The sequence below is a fragment of the Snodgrassella sp. W8132 genome, assembly GCF_016100865.1.
In the GTDB taxonomy this organism is placed as follows: Bacteria; Pseudomonadota; Gammaproteobacteria; order Burkholderiales; family Neisseriaceae; genus Snodgrassella; species Snodgrassella alvi.
The window spans coordinates 1-851 of sequence record NZ_JACFRQ010000013.1; the positions used below are offsets into that span (position 1 = coordinate 1).

Below are 851 nucleotides of genomic sequence, written 5' to 3' on the forward strand. Positions count from 1 at the left end.
GATATTGCTGTTTGCTGTACTGATATTACCATTGATATTGGTCAGATCACCGGCACGGCTTACAACAGTAGACAGTGAGCTGAAGCTGGTAGCAGAAGAGGTGGATAACTGATAGAGCTGACTGGCATTAACCGCATCAGTTGAGCCGTCTTCCAGCTGACCGGCAGCCACATTGGTAATTTTCTGCGCCTGACTGGTGCCATGGCTGGCATCGTAAAAGCCGCCGTTACCATTGACATTCTTTTTCCATTGCAGCGCATCAGACTGTAAAGCAGCAATATTGCTGTTTGCTGTACTGATATTACCATTGATATTGGTTAGATCACCGGCACGGCTTACAACAGTAGACAGTGAGCTGAAGCTGGTAGAAGAAGAGGTGGATAACTGATAGAGCTGACCGGCATTAACTGCATCAGTAGAACCGTTTTCTAGCTGACCGGCAGCCACATTAGTAATCTTCTGCGCCTGATTAGTACCATGGCTGGCATCATAAGCACCAGAGCCATTGGTATTGTTTTTCCATTGCAGCGCATCAGACTGTAAAGCAGAAACATTGCTGCTTACCGTATTCAGTTTACCAGTGGTGTTTAGAGCAGCTGTAGATAAAGAAGTGATACCGGAAGCAGAAGAGGTGGATACCTGATAAAGCTGGCTGGCATTAACTGCATCTGTAGAACCGTCTTCCACCAGACCGGCAGCCACATTAGTAATCTTCTGCGCCTGAGTGGTACCATGGCTGGCATCATAGGCACCAGTACCATCGGTGTTCTTTTTCCATTGCAGCGCATCAGACTGTAAAGCAGCGATATTGCTGTTTGCTGTACTGATATTACCATTGATATTGGTCAGAT

At 46.7% G+C, this 851-nt stretch carries 1 pseudogene; it reads right to left on the reverse strand.

Going from position 1 to position 851, the window contains the following annotated elements:
* A pseudogene (locus H3U82_RS10775) lies at window positions 1-851 on the reverse strand (hypothetical protein); the annotation flags it as partial.